This window comes from uncultured Gemella sp., from assembly GCF_963537375.1.
Lineage (GTDB): Bacteria > Bacillota > Bacilli > Staphylococcales > Gemellaceae > Gemella.
Map to the genome: position 1 here is coordinate 1 of NZ_CAUTDQ010000042.1, position 15,312 is coordinate 15,312.

Annotated in this window: 14 protein-coding genes; 5 read left to right on the forward strand and 9 right to left on the reverse strand. The window is 30.2% G+C overall.

The genetic code is table 11. The annotated features are described in order from the left end of the window. Positions 1-297: 297 nt before the first annotated feature. Both RYK99_RS07620 and RYK99_RS07625 read right to left on the reverse strand, forming a co-directional pair. Positions 298-813 (reverse strand): YbhB/YbcL family Raf kinase inhibitor-like protein, encoded by a 516-nt coding sequence (locus RYK99_RS07620; protein WP_274459964.1) that lies wholly within the window; start codon positions 811-813, stop codon positions 298-300. Between the two features lie 483 nt (positions 814-1,296). Continuing rightward, positions 1,297-2,652, reverse strand: a complete 1,356-nt coding sequence (locus RYK99_RS07625) for an ATP-binding cassette domain-containing protein (RefSeq protein ID WP_314991509.1) — start codon at positions 2,650-2,652, stop codon at positions 1,297-1,299. Between the two features lie 206 nt (positions 2,653-2,858). Here RYK99_RS07625 and RYK99_RS07630 point away from each other — a divergent pair, with 206 nt between their 5' ends. Next, positions 2,859-4,016: an amidohydrolase gene (locus RYK99_RS07630; protein ID WP_314991511.1), complete on the forward strand. Its 1,158-nt coding sequence runs from the start codon at positions 2,859-2,861 to the stop codon at positions 4,014-4,016. A gap of 2 nt (positions 4,017-4,018) precedes the next feature. Further along, positions 4,019-4,300, forward strand: a complete 282-nt coding sequence (locus RYK99_RS07635; protein WP_314991513.1) for a peptidase dimerization domain-containing protein — start codon at positions 4,019-4,021, stop codon at positions 4,298-4,300. 71 nt (positions 4,301-4,371) lie between these two features. Here the strand turns inward: RYK99_RS07635 and RYK99_RS07640 are convergent, their stop codons facing one another. The 3 genes from RYK99_RS07640 to RYK99_RS07650 are packed head-to-tail and all read right to left on the reverse strand — an operon-like array spanning position 4,372 to position 6,556. After that, the gene (locus tag RYK99_RS07640) at positions 4,372-4,956 is read right to left on the reverse strand and encodes a uracil-DNA glycosylase family protein (protein ID WP_314991515.1); all 585 of its coding nucleotides are present in this window, start codon (positions 4,954-4,956) and stop codon (positions 4,372-4,374) included. 17 nt (positions 4,957-4,973) lie between these two features. After that, positions 4,974-6,344: a 23S rRNA (uracil(1939)-C(5))-methyltransferase RlmD gene (rlmD, locus tag RYK99_RS07645; protein WP_314991517.1), complete on the reverse strand. Its 1,371-nt coding sequence runs from the start codon at positions 6,342-6,344 to the stop codon at positions 4,974-4,976. Between the two features lie 56 nt (positions 6,345-6,400). Beyond that, the gene (locus RYK99_RS07650; RefSeq protein WP_003144715.1) at positions 6,401-6,556 is read right to left on the reverse strand and encodes an SE1561 family protein; all 156 of its coding nucleotides are present in this window, start codon (positions 6,554-6,556) and stop codon (positions 6,401-6,403) included. Positions 6,557-6,800: 244 nt separating this feature from the next. Here RYK99_RS07650 and cls point away from each other — a divergent pair, with 244 nt between their 5' ends. Together cls and RYK99_RS07660 are read left to right on the forward strand one after the other, a co-directional pair. Continuing rightward, a complete protein-coding gene (gene cls, locus RYK99_RS07655; protein WP_314991519.1) occupies positions 6,801-8,318 on the forward strand; it encodes a cardiolipin synthase in 1,518 nt (505 codons plus the stop codon). Positions 8,319-8,380: 62 nt separating this feature from the next. Next, the gene (locus RYK99_RS07660; protein WP_271964879.1) at positions 8,381-9,319 is read left to right on the forward strand and encodes a peptidylprolyl isomerase; all 939 of its coding nucleotides are present in this window, start codon (positions 8,381-8,383) and stop codon (positions 9,317-9,319) included. A gap of 101 nt (positions 9,320-9,420) precedes the next feature. Here RYK99_RS07660 and pflA read toward each other — a convergent pair whose 3' ends face one another. The 4 genes from pflA to RYK99_RS07680 all read right to left on the reverse strand — a co-directional run bounded on the left by pflA (position 9,421) and on the right by RYK99_RS07680 (position 14,341). Continuing rightward, the gene (gene pflA / locus RYK99_RS07665; protein ID WP_003146952.1) at positions 9,421-10,218 is read right to left on the reverse strand and encodes a pyruvate formate-lyase-activating protein; all 798 of its coding nucleotides are present in this window, start codon (positions 10,216-10,218) and stop codon (positions 9,421-9,423) included. Positions 10,219-10,352: 134 nt separating this feature from the next. Beyond that, positions 10,353-12,593 carry a formate C-acetyltransferase gene (pflB, locus tag RYK99_RS07670; RefSeq protein WP_204642191.1) on the reverse strand — a complete coding sequence of 747 codons (2,241 nt, stop codon included), beginning with the start codon at positions 12,591-12,593 and terminating at the stop codon, positions 10,353-10,355. 418 nt (positions 12,594-13,011) lie between these two features. Beyond that, positions 13,012-13,485 (reverse strand): peptide-methionine (R)-S-oxide reductase MsrB, encoded by a 474-nt coding sequence (gene msrB / locus RYK99_RS07675; protein ID WP_102170174.1) that lies wholly within the window; start codon positions 13,483-13,485, stop codon positions 13,012-13,014. Between the two features lies 1 nt (position 13,486). Further along, positions 13,487-14,341: a patatin family protein gene (locus RYK99_RS07680; RefSeq protein ID WP_314991524.1), complete on the reverse strand. Its 855-nt coding sequence runs from the start codon at positions 14,339-14,341 to the stop codon at positions 13,487-13,489. A 127-nt stretch (positions 14,342-14,468) separates the two neighbouring features. Between RYK99_RS07680 and RYK99_RS07685 the strand changes: the two genes are divergently transcribed. Next, positions 14,469-15,068 (forward strand): NAD(P)-dependent oxidoreductase, encoded by a 600-nt coding sequence (locus RYK99_RS07685; RefSeq protein ID WP_314991526.1) that lies wholly within the window; start codon positions 14,469-14,471, stop codon positions 15,066-15,068. Positions 15,069-15,312: the final 244 nt, after the last annotated feature.

Consider the following 15,312-nt stretch of genomic DNA (forward strand, 5'->3'; position numbering starts at 1 on the left):
ATATCAGGTATTTATTTTTAACTTTTTTTGTCTCACATCATTTACAAATGTACAATAATGGATTATTGGATCTGTGTGAATGATGTGTTAATTCCAAAAGTAAATTCCAGTTCAAATAAAAAACTGGAATTTAGCCTAAAACTATTTTTTAAACTGAAACTTAAGTTGAGACTTCAATGGTGTCATTCCCAGTATCCTAAAAAGAGCTAGATAACAAAATACTAATAGATTTCTTTATTATTTACTACAATTTTTCTAAAAGTCCTTTGATTTCAAATATTAATGATAATTCTTAATTTAAAATTGACCAATAACAACAGCAGTAGCTCTATCTAATGTGATTGAATCCACTGCATCTAATAATTCATTATAGTAAAAACCATCTTCTAAACCTGTTTTATCTGATAATGCGAAAACTTCAATTGTGTATCTATGATCCTTATCAGGTGGTGTGGGTCCAACAAAAATTGAATCAATTTCAGTAAAATCCATCCCCAATAGTGGACTAGAAAAACTATTTTTCCCCTGTTTAATAGAATTTTTATAGTCTAAACTATAGTTTTCAGGAATAATAACCTCATTATCCACTACCTCTATATCAGTGACAAGCCAATGAATCCATGGGAACGAACAAACTGGAATAGCATCATAGTCTATTAATGTAATAGCTACATACTTTGTTCCTTCTGGCAACTCTGTTATCTCAAACGGAAATGAACGTACTGGATTATTCTTAATAACATCACCAGGTTCTGCTTCTTTCCCAAATCGTTTAGGTAAAATATTTTCATTAAAAGGTAAGTTAATCTTCATTTTCAATCTCCTTTACAGATAAAATTAAATAATATATGAATTATATTATAAATTCAATAAACATGTCAAGGGTGAAGGAAACTCGCCAAAAAGCTAAACAAACTTATTAGTTCCTCAAATAATAAAGTGATTCTAAAAAAGCTTTTATAAAGTTGTACTTACATATCGATAAACCACTACGTCTATGAATTCTCATAAAGATTTTGAATCACCCCCTTTGTATTTCGCCTAAATATACCATAGTTTTAGGCGATTGTTAAGGGTTTAGGCGATTATTTATTTCCTTTCTTCTGTGCATTTTAAAATCAAAAATAACATACAAAACAAGGCGATTCATATTCTAAATTTTCATTTATTCATTCTCATTCTTTTCTTTCCATCTCACACTAGCAACCACAGCTGATACAAAACCTAATATTAAGAATGCAGCTATAATAATTTTTATCATAAATTCCCTCCTAAATAGTTTTATTATTTTCTAATTTATTCGAATTTCAGTACTTCTTTATTCGTAATGTTTATAACCTTCGTTGCAACATTATCGATAAATTCCATATCGTGACTCACCATAATTAGTATACCAGGATATTTCTTTAATATCTTCTCTACCGCTTCTATCGCAACTACATCTAAAAAGTTAGTAATCTCATCTAACAACAGTACATCTGTTTTCCTAAAGAGTAAACTCACGAAATAAAGTTTAACTTTCTCACCTTTGCTTAAGACTTCTATCTTTTTATTTATATCATCACCTCTAAAATTTAGTAAGGCTAGTATATTTCTAAGTTCTATATCATCTGATGTAGTAGATTCTTTCACAAATTCAAACAATGTTTTTTCTTTCTCAAAAATATCAAATCTATTTTGTTCGAAATATGCTACTTGCAAGGAATTCGGAATGGACTCTTTCACATAATTTAGAAAAGTAGTTTTCCCCGAACCGTTTTTTCCTTTAATTAAAATCTTCTCACCACTAGAAAAAGTAAAACCAGGTGATTCCCAAAGAAATTTTCCATCTATTTCACATCTTTTCTCACTAATACAAAAACTCTTCTTATGGCTTTCTTTAAATATTTCTAGAAATTCAATATCATATTTATCTTTTAATGGCTTAGGTTTAATATTAGCCTGCAACTTATCTTCTTGTCTTGATATTTTTTTCTGTAATCTCTTTTGGTTTTTTGAAATTTTATTTTTTACACTTATAATTCTATAATCTGATCCACTCATATTCTTTGGCTTTCCAGATTTTTTCCCCTGTTCCTCTTTCATCTCTTGAATACTTTTCTTTATCTTCTTAGTTTCTTTATTGTACTTTTGCAGTTCAGCTTCATACTCAGTAGTCTCAATTTCTTCTTGAAGCTTATACTCGTGATAATTCCCATTAAATTCTCTCACGGTATTATTTTCGATTATCCATAACTTTGTACAAACATTATTTAAGAAATTCCTATCATGACTTGCTATACAAAAAGTTGCTGGAGTTCTTTTTATAAGATTAGCTATTTTGTTAGCATTATTATAATCTAAGTATGTTGATGGCTCGTCAAGTAAATATAGCTCAACATTCGATAATAAGCTACTTCTAATCTTGTTTACAACAACTTCTCCCCCACTCTTTTTAAGAAGGGAATTCTCTCCAAATTCTAAAAACTCTGATAAAATATTATTTTTGTCTTTAACTAAATCATCAATATATTTTAACAGCGTTGTCTTTCCTGAACCGTTTTTTCCTATTAAACCAATAACATCACCAGTATTTATACTCAATTTTTCAATTTTGAATAATATCTTCCCTTGTTTCTCAAACTCTATGTTTTTAATATTTAATATTTGCATACATTAACTCCTTTTTAATAAAATCTCTCTATTAATCTAATGTATCCATGCTCCCACCCCCAAATTGAGTTTTACCAGTGTTTATTTACCCATATTATACCAAAAATTAAAATAATTGAAAGCAATTTCTTTAACAATTCTCTATTTATTAAAATATTTGTGCTATAATTGTATTTATAATTTAAAATAGTAATCTGGAGGTTTTTATGATTGAAAAAATTATACAAGATGAACTTGAAAAATTTTATCCAGAAATGATTGAACTTCGTCGCTATATGCATATGCATCCTGAAGTTTCATTTAACGAAAAAAATACAGCGAGATTCATTAAAGAATATTTAGAAAAAATTGGAATTACTAATATTAAAACAAACGTTGGCTTAAATGGTGTAGTCGCAAGAATCAAAGGACAAGATTCTTCAAAAACAATCGCTTTTCGAGCAGACTTCGATGCCCTACCTATAAATGATGCAAAAGATACCCCATACAAGTCTACAATTCCTAATGCAATGCACGCTTGTGGTCATGATGGACACACTACAGCATTACTTGCAACGTGTAAAGTTCTAATGGATCATCAAGAAGATCTTCCACATGATGTTGTCGCAGTTTTCCAATATGGAGAAGAACAAGCTCCAGGAGGAGCAAAACCAATGATTGATGCTGGTTGCTTACATGGAGTCGATGCAATATTCGGTGCTCATCTTTGGACACCTCTCCCACTTGGAACTTTAGGATATAGTTACAAAGAACTATGTGCCGCTGCTGATAGATTCGAAGTGAAAATCAACACTAAGGAAAATGCAAACATTATTGCTGCAGAATTTGTTAGTATGACTCAACAAATAGTTTCTCGTTTTTCTAAACCAAGGGAAACACTTGTTATCACCTTAGGAAAATTAGAAAGTTCTATTGAAAAAGCTAGTATTACTGGAACTATTAGACATTTCAATAAAGAACTTCATAAAATGGTGCTAACTAAACTTCAAAACTTATGCAAAGCATTAGAAAGTGAATATTCTGGTACTAAAATAGAATTTATTTATTACGGAGGGTATCCACCTCTTATAAACCACAAAAAAGGAACGGTAGAAATACAAAAAGCAACTTCTAAGATTCTTCCTGAAATTAAACAAGTGGAAATTGAACCGTTAATGATCGGTGAAGATTTTTCGTATTATGTTGAAGAAATCCCTGGTGCATTCTTCTTAATCGGTGCAGGTAATTCTACCTTCGCTAAATATCCACACCATCACCCAAATTTTGATTTTGAAGAAGAAGTAATGAAACAAACAGCTTCCATATTCTTAACACTAGCATTTAATTCCGCTAATGTAATAAAAAATCTAAAGGGGGAACAGTAATTATGAATACATATTTAGTTACTATCTACGGTAAAGGCGGACACGGTGCTGAACCTCATGAAGCTATCGATACAACTGTTATTGCTGGTGAATTTGTTAGAAAAACTACAAAATACAAAAATATAGAGATAATCTCTGTAAAAAGTGGTGATGCTTTTAATGTAATCTCAGATATGGCGGAAATTATTTTAAAAACCGATAATTTAGAACAATTGAAATCAATACTATCTTCACTACTTATATATTATGGTGAGCAGACTAGATTTGAAATAATAGAAAATTAAAAAGACTGAGAGTAGCTTGAAATCACGATTTCATAGAAATCTTCAAGTTACCTCAGCCTTTTTTTAATAATTTATTTCCCTAGTATTTCCTTCACCCTTTTTTGTAATTCAGGAACTACTTCTTTGATAAACCACGGATTTTTGTTATGCCAACGAAAATTCAATGGTGATGGATGAACAATTGGAAAATAACGGGGCAAGTACTGTTTATAATTAAATACAGTTTCCGTTAAATTTTGTTTTTTATCATTTCCCAAGTAATAATCTTGTGCATATTTTCCTACAAGAATAATAAGTTCAAGATTAGGCATTAGTTCTAAAACTTTCGAATGCCATTTAGTTGCAAAGTTCTTTCGTGGTGGTAAATCACCACTTTTACCTTTACCAGGATAATAGAAGTCCATCGGTACTACACCTATTAATCCAGATCTATAAAATACCTCATCATCTATTCCCATCCACTCACGAAGTTTAACTCCACTTTTATCATTGAAGAAAATCTTACTCTCTTGAGCTTTAATACCAGGCGCTTGACCTACGATTAATATTTTTGCTGTACTAGGGGTAGAAAATAAAGGTTCTATTCCTTCATCCGTGTATTTTTTATTATCACTATCTGCCATTATTTCTTTTTTCAATTGCTCAAAACTATCCATATTTTTCCCTCTAGAAATTATTTTCTTATCAATTCAACTACCGCTTCAACTGCTGCTGTCCCTGGGAACATGTCTACTGGTTGAATACGTCTAATTTTATATTTTCTTGTTAACACTTTTAAGTCACGTGCTAATGTAGATGGGTTGCAACTTACATATACAATCTTCTTAGCATCAACTGCTAATAAGTTTTTAGCTAATGGTCCAAGCCCTACACGCGGCGGATCTACTATTGCTACATCAAAGTTGATTCCTTTTTTCTTCCAACGTGGAACTATTTTATTAGCATCTCCTGCAACATAAGTACAGTTTGTTAAGTTGTTTAGTTTCACATTGTCATTAGCATCTTCAATCGCAGCTGGGATAATATCTACACCATATACTTCTTTACAGTTACGGCTAACATATTGCCCAATTGTTCCAACTCCACAGAAAGCATCTAATACAACATCTGTTTCTTTTAACGCGGCAAATTCAACTACTTTATCATAAAGTTTTTTAGTTGCCGGTGGATTTAATTGGAAGAACGATTTAGCCGAAAGTTCATATTTAATATCGCCGATTTTTTCAACGATATAATCTGAACCATATAAAGTTACACTTTCTGTTCCCATCACTAAATGATCTTTATCATTAGTAATATTTAATATAATACTTTTAACGATTCTTTCACGCTTAAGTTCATTAACGATCTTATCCATGTTCTTAATCTTATCAGTATTCGCTACAAATGTTACTTGAACATCTCCATTATAAAATGAAGTTCTTGTGGCAATGTACTTCACACCATAATTCTTTTTATTCGTAGAAACTTCTACTTTATATTTTCCAAGTAATTTCTTAGCTAAGTTTGTTATTTTATTACCATTTTCGTGTAATGCTAAATCTTCATTAATTTCAACTAAATCATTAGAACCTTCTCTATATAATCCTGCAATAACACGCCCATTTCTAACAGCTAAAGGAAATTGATTTTTGTTACGATATCCTTCAGTTACAGGACTAGCTAATGTTTTTAATACTAACTTATCAGGTTTTGGTAGCCTATAGTATTTATCAAAAGCATCTAACAAAATTGTACGTTTATATTCAAGTTGTTTTTCATAGCTAACATGAGCTAAACCATAAGCTCCACTCTCAGCATATTCTCTTTTGATTTCTACTCTATGCGGACTAGGTTCTTTTACTTTAACAAGTTTACCAATAATATATTTTGGTGTTTCCTCAACTATTTCACAAACTATAACTTCGTCAGGTAGTGCACCTTTTACGAAAGTAATTTTCTTTTTATAATATCCTATCCCCTCACCATTAATTCCTATTTTCTTAATTGTAAGTAAGACGTTTAGTTTTTTACCGTTTTTATTTTTCATCGTATCCTCATTCATAAAGATAAGCTGAGTAAAAGCAAAACACTCCCACTTCAGCTTATCCAATTCTACTATTATTTTATAGTTTTAATTTCGTTATCTAATTCTTCTACTAATGCAATTAATCTATCAATTTGAGTTAAATCAACTTTTTCAGGTTCAATATTTTCTAACTCGCTTGCAAAATCTTCAAATTTCGTTTTTAATTCTTCTAAAATATTATTAGGCATAACATTCTCCTTTTTTGTTCTCTATTCCATTATAATATAAATTCATAAAAATTCAACTCATATCACAAAAATTAATCAATAATTTTAACTATTACTAATCCGCATACATTCAGAAATAAATAGTCCATCTTATATTAGCGTTAATTATATATTATTAGTAGAAAGAAAAATCACTATTTACGTAAATATTATTAATAGACTTTTAATATATTTTAAGGTACTATTAAATTAGGAGTGGTATATTATGAATTATATTAATTTACAATTATTAAACATTGATATTTCAAGTGTTTTTTACTATATAACTTCTATTTTTAACGATATAAACTTTGATATTGTATTAACTATATTTTTAATAATAAATACTTTATTAGCATTTTCTATTGTTTTTATAGAATATCAGACTACTACGTCTTCTTGGGCATGGATATTAGTTCTATTTCTATTTCCATACCTAGGTTTTGTTCTTTATTTAATATTTGGAAGACCTATATATAGGGAAAAAATCTTTCCTTTTTCAGATGATGAGAAGATAAAATATCAACAAAATCTATTGAAAAGGGAAACTCCTTATGAAATCTCAAAAAATGAACAAGTAATACACAAACATAGAAATCTAATAGAATTAAATTTTGAAACAGATAAATCATTCTTGTCAAAAAATAATAAAATACAAATTATTACAGATGGAAAAGAAAAATTTAGATTATTATTTGAAGATATTAAAAATGCTAAAAGCTATATTCATATTCAATATTATATCTTAAAAAAAGATGGAATCGGTAAACAACTCTTTCACCTACTAGAACAAAAACTTCTAGAAGGTGTAGATGTATATATTCTTTATGATGATATTGGTTCAAGAAAATTAAGTATTTCTTCATTAAGAAAACTTACTAAAAACAATGCAAAAATAAAACAATTCTTTAAATCAAAACTTCCACTGATTAATTTTCGTATGAATTACAGAAATCATAGAAAAATAATTACAATAGATGGTAATATTGGTTATACTGGTGGATTTAACGTTGGGGATGAATATCTAGGATTAGATAAAAAATTTGGATACTGGCGAGATACACATCTTCGAATTGAAGGAGAAGCTGTAGGATCTTTGGAGTATCGTTTTATAGATGACTGGAATTCACAGTCAACTAAAAAAACAGAACAACTAGAATTAACTTCTGATCATATTTCAACACCTGTTGATAATTATTTACCAATTCAATTAGTTTCTAGTGGCCCTGATAATAAACTTCAAAAAATCAAATATAGCTATCTATATATGATTTCGAGAGCAAAAAAATACATCTATATTCAGTCACCCTACTTCATTCCTGATGAAAGTGTTATGGATGCATTAAAAATGGCAATATTATCCGGAATTGATGTTAGAATTATGGTACCTAATAAACCTGATCATATGTTTGTTTATTGGGCAACATACTCATTTATTGGAGAATTAGCTGAATTAGGTGCGAAAACATATATTTACGAAAATGGATTTATTCATACAAAGATGATTATCATCGATGATGAAGTCTCAAGTTTAGGAAGTGCAAACTTCGATTATAGAAGTTTCAAACTAAACTTTGAACTTAATGCATTTATGTATGACTATAAAACTACAAAAGAATTTAGACATCTTTTCTTAAAAGATATAGAAAAGTCTTCACTAGTTTCTTTTGAAAAATATCAACAAAGAAGTTTACTAATAAGAATTAAAGAAGCCTTTGCAAGGTTGATTTCACCGATTCTTTAGTTGTTTTATATTAAAAAATATGATATATTAATACATATGTACACATAGGAGGACAAAATTTAATGAAGAAATTTAAAAAAGCTATTTTACCTATAGCTCTTAGTATATCAGTTATAGGTTTAGCAGGATGCTCTACTGGAGGAACAAAATATATTTCTAGTAAAGCAGGAGATGTAACAGAAAAAGATATCGTAGAAAGTATTGGGGCTAGTCAACTTTCAAAAACAGCTACTAGTATGATGATTCAAAAAGTACTTTTAGACAAATATAAAAATAAAATCGATCAAAAAACTATCGATGAGCAACTTCAAAAAGCTCAAGAACAATACGGTGGTAAAGATAAATTTGAACAACTTTTAAAACAACAAGGATTCACTCTTGATAAATATAAAGACGGTCTAAAAGTTAAAGCTGCTCAAACATTATTAATTAACGACTACGCTGGAACTAACGATGACAAACTTAAAGAAAGCTATGAAAAAAATAAACACCAATATCACTTAGCTCACATTCTTATAAGTGTTAAAAGTGAATCAAATCCAAATGGATTAAGTGATGAAGAAGCTAAGAAAAAAGCAGAAGAAGTACTTAAAAAACTTAAAGATGGTGGAGATTTTGCTACATTAGCAAAAGAAAATTCTAACGATACTGCTAACGCTTCTAACGGAGGAGACTTAGGATGGTCTTCTAAAGAAGATAATTCATTTGTTAAAGAATTTAAAGATGCAGCATACTCATTAAGTAAAGATAAAATATCAGATGTTGTAAAAACTTCATTTGGATATCACATTATTAAAGTATTAGATGAAAAAGACTCATCATTCGACGAATTAAAACCAGCATTAGCTGAAAAAGCTGCTGAAGAAGCTGTTAAGAAAGATAGCACTATCGTAAGTAAAGCTCTTAAAAAATTATTTGAAGAGTACAATGTTAAATCAAGTAACAGTGATGTTGAAGCATACATTAAATCAATGTTAGAAGGAAATACTTCAGCTCAATAATAAAATTCATAAAGACGACTAATAGCAACTTAGCTTTTAGTCGTCTTTATATAAATATATAAGAGGTTGCAAAAAAATAATTTTCCAACCTCTTATCTTAATTAACTAACATCATCACGTGCACCTAGAATCTCGATAGCATTTTTTATTCTATCTTTCGTAGGTGGATTAATATCATTTAATTCGTAATCTATTCCTAATTCTTTATATTTAAATTTTGCCATATCGTGGTAAGGTAATACTTCTACACGCTCAACTCCATGTAATGTATCAATATATTCACGTAATTTTTTTAAGTAATAATCATCATCTGTCCATTTTGGAACAAGTACGTGTCTTATCCACATTTTAGCTCCATGTTCACTTAAGAAATTAGTAAATTGAATAATATTTTTATTTGTACGTTTAGTTAAACGCATATGGTGTTCATCATCAATATGTTTAATATCTACTAAGAATAAGTCAGTTAAAGATATTAATTCTAATACTTTTTCATTCATACTTGGTGCATTTACATAGAAACCACCACAAGTATCAACACAAGTGTTTATACCAATTTTTTTCAATTCTCTAAAAAGCTCTAAAATGAAATCAATTTGCAGTAAAGATTCTCCACCACTTACTGTTACTCCTCCACCTTCACTAGCTTCAAAGAAATCACGATATTTTACAATCTCTTTTGTAAGTTGATCTACTGTCATAACCTTAGCATCAGGATTGTGCATTTTCCAAGTATCTGGATTATGGCAGTATTTACATCTTAACATACATCCTTGAAAGAATACTACATATCTTATTCCAGGACCATCTACATTACCGAAAGATTCAACTGAGTGAACATTTGCTGTTAATTCTTTTTTCTCTTCTGCAGAATTCACTTTTACTTTTTCCATTTCCATATGCGATCTCCTCCTTCTGCTATTTATAGTTCAATTATAACGTATTCATTGCTATTTTGTAAACACTTTTATAGTTTTATTTATTAATCTAAAAAAGTGGAGGCCGTAGCCTCCACCTTCTTACTTTTTCTTAATTACATGAATTGGTGCATTGTACGGCTTAATACGTCACGTTGTTGTTCTGGAGTTAAACTGATTAGACGTACAGCGTATCCTGATACACGAATTGTGAAGTTTGGATAATCTTCTGGAGATTCAATAACTTTAAGTAATGTTTCTTTATTGAATACGTTAGTATTTAAGTGGTAACCACCTTTTTTGAAGTATCCATCCATCATTGCTGTTAAGTTTTTGATTTGATCTTGTTTAGTTTTACCTAATGAGCTTGGTGTAAATGCAGCAGTTAAGCTGATTCCATCACGGCTGTATTCATATGGTAATTTAGCTACTGAGCTTAAGCAAGCTAGAGCTCCACTTTGGTCACGTCCGTTCATTGGGTTAGCACCTGGAGAGAATGGTTCTCCTGCACGACGTCCATCTGGAGTGTTACCAGTTTTTTTACCGTATACTACGTTTGAAGTAATAGTTAAGATAGATGTTGTTGTTTCATCTGCACGGTATGTTGGGTGTTTTTTAAGTTTAGTCATAAATGTTTTTAGTAATTCAACAGCGATTTCGTCTGCACGGTCATCGTTGTTACCGAATGTTGGGAATTCACCTTCAACTTTGTAGTCTACAGCTAATCCAGTTTCATCTTCGATTGGAGTTACTTTAGCATATTTAATAGCTGATAAACTATCTACTGCTACTGAGAATCCAGCGATACCAGTTGCCATGAATCTTCTAACTTTAGTATCGTGTAACGCCATTTCTAAGCTTTCGTAAGAATATTTATCGTGCATGTAGTGGATTACATTTAATGTATTGATGTATAGTTTACATAACCAATCCATGAATACATCGAATTTAGCCCAAACTTCATCGTAGTTTAATACACCACGTAGAGGTTCTGTTTTAGGTCCAACTTGGATTCCTAATTTTTCATCGCGTCCACCGTTGATAGTGTATAGTAAAGCTTTAGCTAGGTTAGCACGAGCTCCGAAGAATTGCATATCTTTACCAGTAGTCATACCACTTACACAACATGCGATAGATTTGTCACAAGTTCCTAAGAAGTCTGCTAATAATTCATCACTTTCATATTGGATAGCACTGTGGTTGATTGAAGATTCAGAACAGAATTCTTTGAATCCAGTTGGTAATTTAGAAGACCAAAGGATAGTTAAGTTTGGTTCTGGAGAGTTACCCATGTTATCTAATGTGTGGATGAAACGGAAGTCAGTTTTAGTTACTAATGATCTTTCAGCGTCTAACATTTCACCTACGATTAATGTAGCCCAGATTGGGTCACCAGAGAATAATTGGTTATATTCTGGAGTACGAGCGAATTTAACGCAACGTAATTTTAATACTAAGTGGTCAATTAATTCTTGAGCTTGAGACTCGTTAATTGTTCCATCTTGTAAATCTCTTTCGATATAAATATCTAAGAATGTAGCGATGTTACCGATTGACATTGCAGCACCGTTTTGTTGTTTGATAGCTGCTAAGTAACCGAAGTATAACCATTGAACAGCTTCTTTAGCTGTAGTAGCTGGTTCAGAAATGTCGAATCCGTAGATTTTAGCTAATTCTTTTAATTCACCTAAAGCACGAATTTGTTCGTTAACTTCTTCACGGTCACGAATAACGTGTTCAGTCATAACACCATCAGCTCCGATTTGAGCCAAGTCTTCTTTTTTCCAAGCGATAAGTTGGTCAACACCATATAAAGCTACACGACGGTAGTCCCCGATAATACGACCACGTCCGTATGCATCTGGAAGACCAGTGATTACACCAGATTTTCTTACTAAACGCATTTCTGGAGTATATGCATCGAATACACCTTGGTTGTGAGTTTTACGGTAGTCAGTGAAGATTTTAATAACTTCTTCGTCTACTTCGTATCCGTATGCTTTACAGCTGTTAACAGCCATGTTAATACCACCGAATGTCATTAACGCACGTTTAAGTGGTTTATCAGTTTGTAACCCAACAACTTGTTCTAAATCTTTTTCAATGTATCCAGGTCCGTGAGAAAGGATAGTTGAAGGAATGCTAGTATCCATATCTAATGTTCCACCAGCTAAACGTTCTTGACGCATTAAATCATTGAATTTTTCTACTAATTTAGTAGTTGCTTCTGTTGGTCCTGCAAGGAAAGATGCATCTCCTCTATATTCAGTATAGTTAGATTTAATGAAATCTACTAAATCTACCTCTGTTTGCCATTTACCACCAACGAATGCTTTTTTTTCTGCAACTGTTGTCATATTAATGTCACTCCTTAAAATTTTTTATTATATATGTGATAAATAAATTTATTAATTAAACTATTTGTTACACTCTTAGTGTACCGCATACATATTACTAAGACAATATTTTTCTTATTCAAATTGTGTACATTTTGTGAACTCCAGTATTAATACAGTAATTATAAATTCTGAATTGTCTACCAAATTAATAGTAAAATATTGATGTAATTCTTTGGAAATCCAATTGTAAAAATAATGAAAACGTTAACTTTCAATGTTTATTTTTTTATGGATATTTTATATCTATAAAAAATCTGTTATTATACTGTAACTATTTATATCGAATTGATTTGGTAGACATATATTAAAAATATCTTATTTTTTTACAAAAAACAAGAAGTAAACGATATCATTTATCATTTACTTCTTTAATTTGCTATTTTTCAAATAATTCTAATAGATTTTTATAACCCTCTTTTTCTAAATCTTCCTTCTTAATAAACCTTATAGAAGCACTGTTTATACAATATCTAAGCCCTCCTAATTCACTTGGACCATCTGGAAATACGTGTCCTAAATGAGCATCTCCCACTCTACTTCTAACTTCAATTCTTTCTACAAGATGCGAGTTATCTTTATAATATCTAGTAACTTCTTTTTCAATTGGTTTTGAGAAACTTGGCCAACCGCAGTGCGACTTAAATTTATCTTTTGAAGAAAATAATGGTTCACCTGTTGTTATATCTACATATACACCTTCTTCAAAACTATCCCAATATTGTCCAGTATACGGACTCTCAGTTGCACTTTCCATAGTAACTGCATATTCTAAATCAGATAATTCTTTTTTTAATTCATCTTTAGATTTTCTTTCAAATTCTTCTGGATTAATTTTAATTTCTTCACTCATTTTATTTCTCTCCTTTATTACTAATGTATTGTTTTAAATCTTCTATTATATTCTTACCGTCTTTTAATCCTAAGTTATAGACATGATTTAATTTTCGTGTATCTTTCTCTAATCTTTTTACAGTAATATCCTCACTTGGTCGAATAACAAATACTTTCCCTTGTTTTTCTAATTCTAATATTCGTTCAACAGTTTCATTATAGTCTTTATATCTATTCTCCAACTTTTCAATTAGATGCGGATATTTCTTATAAAATAACTTGAATTGTAGACTCGTTGATTTTTTCTTTCTATATGTAATTGGTCTTGTTAGTATTACAATTATTTTATCAAAGTTTTGTTTTTCAAAGAAGTCTATCGGTATACTATTAGCTATTCCACCATCTAAATACTTTTTCTCATCTATTTCAATTATTTCCGATATGAACGGAAGTGCAGAAGTTGCTCTTAACGTCTCCATTTGTTTGTAAGGATCTGTTATTTTTATAAATTCCGCTTCTCCAGTTTCTATATTTGTTACAGTAGCATAGAAATTTGTCTTAGAATTTTTAAATGTTTTATTATCAAAAACATCAAGTTGAAATGGAACTTTATAGTACGTAAAATCTTTATTTATTAGATTACCTGTTCTAATCCAACTTTTTAAACTCATATATCTTTTATCATTAATATAATTAACATTGTATCGTAGTGCTCTTTTAGGTTGTTTAGAAACATAATTTACTCCGAACAGTGTTCCTGCAGAAACTCCAACAATATCAGTAACTTCTATATCATTTTCTAAGAACACATCAAGGACACCTGCTGTAAATAATCCTCTCATCGCCCCACCTTCTAATACTAAACCTATTTTCATTCAATCACACTCCTTTTTAAATTGATACTATTATATCATCTTTTTTTCATTAGTTTAAATAAATTTACTCGGGTACTAAGTTATGTTACTATTTTAAATGAGAAAAATAATTCAATTCGAGGTACATATGAACATACTACTAATCGGTGGCAATGGCTTTGTTGGAAAAGCATTAATTAAAGAATTAAAAAAATACAACGTAAAAGTTAGCTATTTATCTAGATCTCAAAACTACTCTATCTCTAAAGATGAAGCAACTTGGATACATGGAGATATTTTTGATATCGAAAATATAATAACCAACGAAAAATACGATATCGCCATTCATTTAATTGGAACAATTAAAAATAAAAAGCTATATTCAAAACTAAATACAGAGAGTGTAGCACAGACAATTAAACTATGCCAAAAACAAAATATCAATAAACTTGTATATTTTTCTGCAAATGGTGGCTTTAAACAATATATAGAAAGTAAACGCAACGGAGAAAAATTAGTAGTAGATTCAAAACTAGAATATCTAATAGTACGCCCAGGCCTTATGTATGGTAAAGAAAGACTTACCTCTTATTTCAATATATTACCTATTAAATTCTTTTCAAAATTAGGGATACCATTTTTCAAAAATGTTTATCCTCTTCCAGTTGAAAAAGTAGCAAGATCAGTAGTAAAAGGAATTTTCGACAATACTGATTCACCTATTATTGAAATAAATGATATGAAATAACTATATACACCGACTTAAAGGGAGTGACTCAAAAATCGTGATTTCGAAGAAATCGATTTTGTCGAGTCACCCCGCAAAGTTTATTAGATATCTAAAAAGGGTTTTTATAAAGCGTATTTAGATATCAATAAACCACTGCGTCTATTAGTCTTCATATACACTTTTTAAAATTTAGGGCTTTTGGGTTCGTGTACCGACCCCAAAAAGTTAGACCAAAAAATCTAACTTTTTGGAGGTCGGTATT

What these genes read in the sequence shown, in the direction of transcription:
- RYK99_RS07640 (WP_314991515.1), bottom strand. Translation starts at nt 4,956, where the DNA reads ATGGATAGTTTTGAGCAATTGAAAAAAGAAATAATGGCAGATAGTGAT.
- RYK99_RS07680 (WP_314991524.1), bottom strand. Translation starts at nt 14,341, where the DNA reads ATGAAAATAGGTTTAGTATTAGAAGGTGGGGCGATGAGAGGATTATTT.
- cls (WP_314991519.1), top strand. Translation starts at nt 6,801, where the DNA reads ATGAATTATATTAATTTACAATTATTAAACATTGATATTTCAAGTGTT.
- RYK99_RS07660 (WP_271964879.1), top strand. Translation starts at nt 8,381, where the DNA reads ATGAAGAAATTTAAAAAAGCTATTTTACCTATAGCTCTTAGTATATCA.
- pflA (WP_003146952.1), bottom strand. Translation starts at nt 10,218, where the DNA reads ATGGAAATGGAAAAAGTAAAAGTGAATTCTGCAGAAGAGAAAAAAGAA.
- rlmD (WP_314991517.1), bottom strand. Translation starts at nt 6,344, where the DNA reads ATGAATGAGGATACGATGAAAAATAAAAACGGTAAAAAACTAAACGTC.
- RYK99_RS07625 (WP_314991509.1), bottom strand. Translation starts at nt 2,652, where the DNA reads ATGCAAATATTAAATATTAAAAACATAGAGTTTGAGAAACAAGGGAAG.
- RYK99_RS07635 (WP_314991513.1), top strand. Translation starts at nt 4,019, where the DNA reads ATGAATACATATTTAGTTACTATCTACGGTAAAGGCGGACACGGTGCT.
- RYK99_RS07620 (WP_274459964.1), bottom strand. Translation starts at nt 813, where the DNA reads ATGAAGATTAACTTACCTTTTAATGAAAATATTTTACCTAAACGATTT.
- RYK99_RS07630 (WP_314991511.1), top strand. Translation starts at nt 2,859, where the DNA reads ATGATTGAAAAAATTATACAAGATGAACTTGAAAAATTTTATCCAGAA.
- pflB (WP_204642191.1), bottom strand. Translation starts at nt 12,593, where the DNA reads ATGACAACAGTTGCAGAAAAAAAAGCATTCGTTGGTGGTAAATGGCAA.
- msrB (WP_102170174.1), bottom strand. Translation starts at nt 13,485, where the DNA reads ATGAGTGAAGAAATTAAAATTAATCCAGAAGAATTTGAAAGAAAATCT.
- RYK99_RS07650 (WP_003144715.1), bottom strand. Translation starts at nt 6,556, where the DNA reads ATGCCTAATAATATTTTAGAAGAATTAAAAACGAAATTTGAAGATTTT.
- RYK99_RS07685 (WP_314991526.1), top strand. Translation starts at nt 14,469, where the DNA reads ATGAACATACTACTAATCGGTGGCAATGGCTTTGTTGGAAAAGCATTA.